Below are 7,565 nucleotides of genomic sequence, written 5' to 3' on the forward strand. Positions count from 1 at the left end.
GGTGGCCAGCGTGCCCGATTCCGCCGAATGGTGGATCCGTTTATCCACAGGCGAAAGCTCACACTCCCGCGATGTCGGTGCCGCCGTTTACGGTGGTGTCTGTGGCCGAACCCAGTGTCGAGGTGCGTCGCAGCAAGCGCAGAACCCGCACCGTCACCGCATACCGCGAAGGTGACACGCTGATAGTGCAGATCCCCGCCCGGCTCTCCAAGAAAGAGGAGGCCCACTGGGTGGCGGAGATGCAGCGCAGGCTCCTGCGCACCGAAACGCGCAGGCGCTCGCCCGCGCGAACATCCGACGCCGCCCTCCTCGCGCGGTGCGGCGAACTCTCCGACCGCTACTTCGACGGCCGGTGCCACCCCTCGGGGGTGCGGTGGGTCCCACCCATGCGCACCCGCTGGGCGTCGTGCACACCGGTCGACCGCACGATCCGGGTCAGCGAACGGCTACGCGAAGTGCCGGCGTGGGTGTTGGACTACGTGCTGGTGCATGAGCTGGCGCACCTGCTGGAAGCCGATCACGGGCCGGAGTTCTGGGAGCTGGTTCGGGCTTATCCGAAGACGGATCGGGCGATTGGGTATTTGGAGGGGTTGTCGGCCGCTGCGGGGTGGGGGATCGCGGGGGCCGACTGAATCCGCTGGTCGGGGACGCTCCAGGGTGAAGTGCGGGGATTAAGGGCATCGTGGGTGCCCTCGTTGCTTGGCCCTCGGCGCTCGTACCGCCTGAAGGAGTGGTGGATGGCAGGTCGGGGCGTGTGTGCCGGCCTGCCATCCACACTGGGCGAGTCAGGACTTGTCGTCGTCCTTGTCGCTGTTGTCGCCCTTGTCGGTGGCGTCCGGTGTCTGTTCCAGTTTGGCGATCATGTCGTCGACGTCGGACTTCGTACCCAGGCGTTCGGCGAAGTCCATGGGGTCGTCGAGGTCGTCCGCCGTGGGCATGAGGTCCGGGTGGCCCCAGAGGCCGTCGCGGGTTTCGATGCCGTGCTGGTCTGTGACCAGGCGCCAGAGGGCGGCGGCCGCGCGGAGTTTGCGGGGGCGCAGTTCCAGGCCGACGAGGGTGGCGAAGGTCTGTTCCGCCGGGCCGCCCGAGGCGCGGCGGCGGCGGAGGGTTTCGCGGAGGGCATCGGCGCCGGGGAGGCGGTCGGTGACGGCTTCGCCGACGACGATGTCGACCCAGCCCTCGACCAACGCCAAGAGGGTTTCCAGGCGGGCGAGAGCGGCCTTCTGCTCCGGGGTGGCCTGCGGTTCGAGCATGCCGGACTGCATGGCCTTCTCGATCGTCTCCGGGTTCGCCGGGTCGACCTGGCTCGCCAGCTCCTGCAGCGCGGTCGTGTCGACCTTGATGCCGTTGGCGAACTCCTCGACCGTCGCGAGCAGGCGCTGGCGCAGCCACGGGACGTGCGCGAACAGCCGCTGGTGGGCGGCCTCACGCGCGGCCAGGAACACCATGACCTCACTTGAGGGCCGCTCCAGGCCCTTGGTGAACTCCTCGATGTTCGCAGGCACCAGCGCGGCCGTGTTCGCCGGGCCCAGGGGCAGGCCGATGTCGGTGGAGGTCAGCACCTCGGACGCCAGCTGCGCCAGGGCGTTGCCCAGCTGCGAGCCGAACGCCATGCCGCCCATCTGGCCCACCATCGCCAGCAGCGGACCGGCCTGCTGCCGCGCCTCGTCCGGCAGGGCGTCGACCCAGGCGCCGGACATGCGGCGGGCCACCGGGTCGCACAGGCGTTGCCACGTCGGCAGGGTGTGCTCCACCCAGTCGCGCGGGGTCCACGCCCTGGTGACCGTCGCGCCCGCAGGCAGCGTGGTCACCGGGTCGAGCCACATCTCCGCGAGGTGCACGGCGTCGTCGACGGCGGTGCCGGAGGTCGACGGGGCGAAGCCCACCTGCCCGGCCAGCTTCTGCACGGCGATCTGCTTGGCGAGGTCGTAGTTGACCGGCCCGGCGGACGAGCCGGTCTGACTCAGCATCTGACCGAGCTGGCTGAGCATCTGGCCCAGCTGGTCGAACGGGTTCTCCGGACCGCCCTGGGCGTTCGGGTCCTTCTTCTTGTCCGGGTCATTGGGGTCCGGCATTCCGAAGCCGAACGGGAACTCGCTCACGCGGCCACCTCACAAGTTTGGTGGCTCCACTCGCGAAGGCACTGTGACATTGATTCGCTCGCAAGCTCGTTCATGGCGTCCACGGTACGCGGCTGAGCCGTTCTCGCGATGTCAGGTGATCCGCCCAGGGCGAACGCACGTACTCTGTCGATCCGTGAGCACGCCACCGGACGCCCCCGCAGCGCACACGCCGCCGATCGGTCCCACCGAGGGCTGGAACCTGACCCGGCGGGGCTGGACTGTGTTGACCAGTTCGCTGCTGGTCATGGGCCTGCTGGTGCTCGGGCTGTTCGTGCCCGTGCCGTATGTCTCCCTCGGTCCCGGCCCCACCTACGACACCCTCGGCGACGTCGAAGGGGTGCAGGTGGTGAGCGTCAACGGCACCGAGACGTTCCCGACCAGCGGCCAGCTGCGGATGACCACGGTGTCCGTGCAGGACGACGTCAGCATGTTCGAGGCGGTCGCCCGGTGGGTCAGCGGCCGCTACGCGCTCGCCCCGCGCGAGGAGTACTTCAAGCCCGGTGTGACCGAGGAGGAAGTGCAGGAGCAGAACAGCAAGCTGTTCCAGGACTCGCAGAGCAACGCCGAGATCGCGGCGCTGCGGTACCTCAAGTACCCGATGAAGGTCATCGCCCAGTCGATCACCTCCGGCGCACCCGCCGACAAGGTGCTGGTCCCGGGCGACCGGCTGCTGGTGGTCAACGGCAAGCCGATCACCGCCGCCGAGGATGTCCGCGCCGCACTGGCCGGGACCGCGCCGGGGCAGGCCGTTGCGGTCACCTTCCAGCGGGAGGGCCAGGAGAAGTCCGGCACGATCACGCTGGGCAAGGCTACCGACTTCGGCGCCACGGACCGGCCCGAGGGGTTCATGGGCCTGGAGTCCGGCGAGCGCCCCGACGTCACGTTCAAGACCTCGATCACGCTGGCCGACGTCGGCGGCCCGTCCGCGGGGCTGATGTTCGCGCTGGCCATCGTCGACCGGCTCACCCCCGGCGACATCGGCGACGGCGCCGTGATCGCGGGCACGGGGGAGATCACCGCGCAGGGCAAGGTCGACGCCATCGGCGGCATCCCGTTCAAGATGATCTCCGCCCACGAGGCAGGCGCCACGACGTTCCTCGTCCCCGCCGACAACTGCGCCGAGGCCAAGGAGAACGCCCCCGACGGCCTGCGGTTGGTGAAGGTCGAGAACCTCGAAGGCGCCGTACAGGCCCTCGACGCCCTCAAGGCCAAGAGGGAAGCCCCCACCTGCTAGTTGTCCACATCGCGGACCACTTATCCACAGCCCACCCGCAAACCGGCTCGCGCCGCCTCGGCGCCGATAGACTGGCCAAGGGACGACCCCCCCAGGGACGGGTGGGGGCTGTTTGGTGGGGCTGTGCGGCGCGAATTTTCGTGATCGCTCGAGGTGCGTCAGTAGGGCGGCGGTCGGGATGACGGCCGAGATTTGGCTCCGCTGGTCGCACGGCTGGTTAGAGGGTCGGGGTCGTGTGGGGGCAGCTGGGATCGGCACCACAGCATCGATGGGCAGGTGAGACCGCCACCTGGGACGCCCTGGGCCGTAGCCGCGGAATCCTCGAACACCTAGACCGCCACGGCGGGATTCCCGGACGGCGAGGCCGCCACCCGGAATGAAGGTTTGGGGTGCGGTCAGCCGTGTCCCGTGGTTCGACCAGGTCTCCGTGGAGACGGTCGAATCTAGTCGCGAAGGGTGTCGAGCAGGGCGGCCGTCAGGTTCGGGGCCAGCTCCTTGTGCTCGATGACCTCGTCGGTCTCCCCGTCGGCGCTGCGCAGACGGAGCACGCAGGCGATGGTGCCGTCGCGCAGGGCGGCGGCGACCAGGCGGGCCTCGCGGGCCTGGGGGTGCGACGCCGCGATGCGTTCCAGGGAGTCCGCGTCTTCGGGGAGGTCGGCCTCCGCCTCGGGCGGCAGCATCACGATCTCCTGGGCGAGCGCACAGCCGTGGACCGCCTCCGGCCACATGATCGCGGCCAGCGCCACGCCCAGGTCCTCGTCCGACAGCGCCTCCTGGGCGACCGGGGTCAGCGCCGCGTCCGGGTCGATCTGGCCGACCAGGTCGGGCTGCTCGCGCAGCAGGTGGGCGGTCGGGACCAGCGCGAACAGTTGAGGCGCCTGGTCCCAGCCGCCGGAGGCCACGAAGTCCTCGACCTCACGGGTGATGGCGGACAGGTCACCGGCAATAGGCATGCTCACCGACACATGGTCGCATCCCGTTCACCCGATCCGGCACCGGCGGGCTCGGTCATCCACACAATTCGGACACCTTCACGGGAACCTGAGGCGTCCCTAATAGAGTTGAACAATCAGGACGGGTCTCGACTTCCGCCCACAAGTTCTCAGCAAGCGACTCTGGAGCGTGCCAAGTGGCCACTCGGCCCCCGATCGGCCTGCCGAAGCTGTCCCGGCGCAGCCGGATATTGCTCGTCATCGGTTCGATTTTCCTGCTCTTCCTACTGGTCGGATCGCGGCTGCTCAGCACCTATGTGAACTGGCTGTGGTTCGGCGAGGTCGGCTTCCGGTCGGTGTTCACCACCATGATCTGGACCCGCCTCGCCTTGTTCCTCGCCGTGGGGGCCCTGGTCGGCGGCCTGTTGGCGCTGAGCCTGTGGGTCGCCTATCGCTCGCGGCCGGTGTTCGTGCCGGTCTCCAGCGCCGACGACCCGCTCGCGCGCTATCGCTCGACCATCGTGCAGCGCGTCCGGCTCTTCGGCATCGGCGTCCCGGTCCTGATCGGTCTCATCGCGGGCTCCGCGGCGCAGAACGACTGGCAGCTCGTGCAGCTGATGTTCAACGGCACCGAGTTCGGCATCACCGACCCGCAGTTCGGCAAGGACCTGGGCTTCTACGCCTTCACCCTGCCGTTCATCACCTGGCTGATCAGCTGGCTGTTCGTGGCGGTGGCGCTGGCCTTCTTCGGCTCACTCGTCATCCACTACATCTTCGGCGGCATCCGCCTCGCCGGTAAGGGTGGCCAGCTCGCCGCCCCCGCGCGCGTGCAGCTGTCGATCATCGCGGGCGTGTTCGTCTTGATCTACGCGGCGGACTACTTCTTCGAGCGCTACGAGCTGCTGTTCTCGTCGCGCAACGCCTTGTTCAGCGGCGCGACGTACACCGACCTCAACGCGGTGCTGCCCGCCAAGCTGATCCTGATGTTCATCGCGGCGTTCTGCGCGGTGGCGTTCTTCGCCGGCGCGTTCCTGCGCAACCTGCAGCTTCCCGCCATCGCGACCGCGCTGCTCGTGCTGTCGAGCATCCTGGTCGGCGCCGCGTGGCCCGCGGTCGTGCAGCAGTTCTCGGTGCGTCCGAACGAGAACGCCAAAGAGGCGATGTCGATCCAGCGCAACATCGAGGCCACCCGAGCCGCGTTCGGGTTGACGCCGGACAAGGTGGTCACGGAGGACTACGCAGGCAGCACGACGGCGTCGTCCACCCAGATCCGCGGCGAGCAGAGCAGCATCAACACGATCTCCAACGTGCGCCTGCTCGACCCGAACATCCTCGCGCCGACGTTCACCCAGCGCGAGGGCCGGGAGAACTTCTACGGCTTCCCGGAGAAGCTCGACGTCGACCGCTACACCATCGACGGCAAGACGCAGGACTACATCGTCGCCGCCCGCGAGATCAAGACGTCCGGCCTCACCGAGACCCAGGGCGGCTGGATCAACCGGCACATGGTGTTCACCCACGGCAACGGTTTCGTCGCCGCGCCGGCGAACACGGTCAACTCGGCCATCGAGGACTCCAGTGACCAGGGTGGCTTCCCGATCTTCAAGGTGAGCGACCTGGCCACCAAGGGACCCATCAAGGTCGACCAGCCGCGCATCTACTTCGGCGAGCTCGCCACCGACCCGTACGCGATCGTCGGCGGCAAGAACGGCGACACGCCGATGGAGTACGACACCCCCACGAGCACGGTGTCCTACGAGGGCAAGGGTGGTGTGCCGATCGACAGCCTGTTCAACAAGCTGATCTTCACGATGCACCACGCCGAGCGCAACATCCTGTTCTCGTCGCAGATCGGCGAGGGCGCGAAGATCATGTACAACCGCAACCCGCGTGACCGCGTCAGCAAGGTCGCGCCGTGGCTGACCCTCGACGGCGACCCGTACCCCGCCGTCGTCAACGGCAAGATCACCTGGATCGTCGACGGCTACACCACGCTCGAGAACTACCCGTACGCGCAGCGCACCCAGCTCGGCGAGGCCACCACGGACTCCCTGAGCGGCGTCGTCCGGCAGGACAACCGGACGATCAGCTACATCCGCAACTCCGTCAAGGCGACTGTGGACGCCTACGACGGAACGGTGTCGCTGTACGCGATCGACGAGCAGGATCCGGTGCTCAAGGCGTGGCAGAACGTCTTCCCCGGCACGGTGAAGCCGAAGTCCGAGATCTCCAAGGAACTGAGCGAGCACTTCCGCTACCCGGAGGACCTGTTCAAGGTTCAGCGTGAGCTGCTCTCGAAGTACCACGTGTCCGACGCGGTCGAGTTCTTCTCGCAGAAGACCTTCTGGAACGTCCCGACGGACCCGACCGAGGACGCCAACGGCGCCGCCGCGAAGCAGCCGCCGTACTACGTCCTCGCGCAGGCGCCCGGCCAGACGAAGAACACCTTCCAGATCACCAGTGCGCTGACCCTGTTGAACCGGCAGTTCCTGGCGTCCTGGGTGTCGGTCTCATCCGATCCTGAGGACTACGGCAGGATCCGCGTCCTGCGCCTGCCGACGACCGGCGCGTCCCAAGTAGAGGGTCCGGGGCAGGTGCAGAACCGGTTCCAGACCACACCGGAAGTCACCGAGAACCGCACGCTGTTCAACAACCCGAGCGTCCGGGTCAGATTCGGCAACCTGCTGACACTGCCCGTCGCCGGTGGGTTGCTCTACGTGGAACCGATCTACATCCAGCGCACTGACGCCAACTCGTTCCCGCAGCTGGCCCGTGTGCTTGTGTCGTTCGGCAACAAGGTCGGGTTCGCCCCGACCATCAACGAGGCGCTCGACGAGGTGTTCGGCGCCGGAACCGGCGACACGGCCACCAACCCGGGGACCAACCAGCCGCCGCCGACGACGCAGCCGGGCACGACGCAGCCACCCACCACCGGTGGCGGCAGTGGCTCGGCCGAGATGGACCAGGCGGTCCAGGCTCTCAACGCGGCCATCACGCACCTGCGTGAAGCCCAGAAGTCGGGCAACTTCGCCGAGCAGGGCAAGGCCCTGGCCGAGCTGGACGCCGCCACGAAGAAGTACGACGAGGCGAAAGCCAAGCAGGGGCAGGGATCGCAGCCCCCGTCCTCGCCTGGCGCCGCACCGTCGCCGACCCCGCCGCCCACCGGCGGCGGGTGATCCCGATCACCGACAGGGCACCTGATTTGCACCTCTCCATAACCCCCGCGTACAGTTCCACTTACCGACGCGGGGTGGAGCAGCTCGGTAGCTCGCTGGG

General features: G+C 68.2%; 5 protein-coding genes. 3 read left to right on the plus strand and 2 right to left on the minus strand.

What is annotated here, in order from left to right; all coding sequences use genetic code 11:
- Window positions 1–71: 71 nt before the first annotated feature.
- The gene (locus tag GPZ80_RS30390) at window positions 72–632 is read left to right on the plus strand and encodes a M48 metallopeptidase family protein (protein WP_187224548.1); all 561 of its coding nucleotides are present in this window, start codon (window positions 72–74) and stop codon (window positions 630–632) included.
- A gap of 153 nt (window positions 633–785) precedes the next feature.
- On the opposite strand, the gene GPZ80_RS30395 is transcribed toward GPZ80_RS30390, so the two are convergent.
- Window positions 786–2,102 carry a zinc-dependent metalloprotease gene (locus tag GPZ80_RS30395; RefSeq protein WP_187224549.1) on the minus strand — a complete coding sequence of 439 codons (1,317 nt, stop codon included), beginning with the start codon at window positions 2,100–2,102 and terminating at the stop codon, window positions 786–788.
- Window positions 2,103–2,256: 154 nt separating this feature from the next.
- Here GPZ80_RS30395 and GPZ80_RS30400 point away from each other — a divergent pair, with 154 nt between their 5' ends.
- Window positions 2,257–3,357 (plus strand): YlbL family protein, encoded by a 1,101-nt coding sequence (locus GPZ80_RS30400; RefSeq protein ID WP_312880661.1) that lies wholly within the window; start codon window positions 2,257–2,259, stop codon window positions 3,355–3,357.
- 443 nt (window positions 3,358–3,800) lie between these two features.
- Here GPZ80_RS30400 and GPZ80_RS30405 read toward each other — a convergent pair whose 3' ends face one another.
- A complete protein-coding gene (locus tag GPZ80_RS30405; RefSeq protein WP_187224558.1) occupies window positions 3,801–4,310 on the minus strand; it encodes a PPA1309 family protein in 510 nt (169 codons plus the stop codon).
- 176 nt (window positions 4,311–4,486) lie between these two features.
- Between GPZ80_RS30405 and GPZ80_RS30410 the strand changes: the two genes are divergently transcribed.
- On the plus strand, window positions 4,487–7,465 hold the full coding sequence (locus GPZ80_RS30410) for a UPF0182 family protein (RefSeq protein ID WP_187224550.1): 2,979 nt from the start codon (window positions 4,487–4,489) through the stop codon (window positions 7,463–7,465).
- Window positions 7,466–7,565 lie beyond the last annotated feature (100 nt).

Source organism: Actinokineospora xionganensis (genome assembly GCF_014323725.1).
Taxonomy (GTDB): Bacteria; Actinomycetota; Actinomycetes; order Mycobacteriales; family Pseudonocardiaceae; genus Actinokineospora; species Actinokineospora xionganensis.

Bases quoted from the DNA above. Each gene is read 5' to 3' on its own strand.
- GPZ80_RS30390 (WP_187224548.1), top strand. From the start codon at position 72: ATGTCGGTGCCGCCGTTTACGGTGGTGTCTGTGGCCGAACCCAGTGTC.
- GPZ80_RS30405 (WP_187224558.1), bottom strand. From the start codon at position 4,310: ATGCCTATTGCCGGTGACCTGTCCGCCATCACCCGTGAGGTCGAGGAC.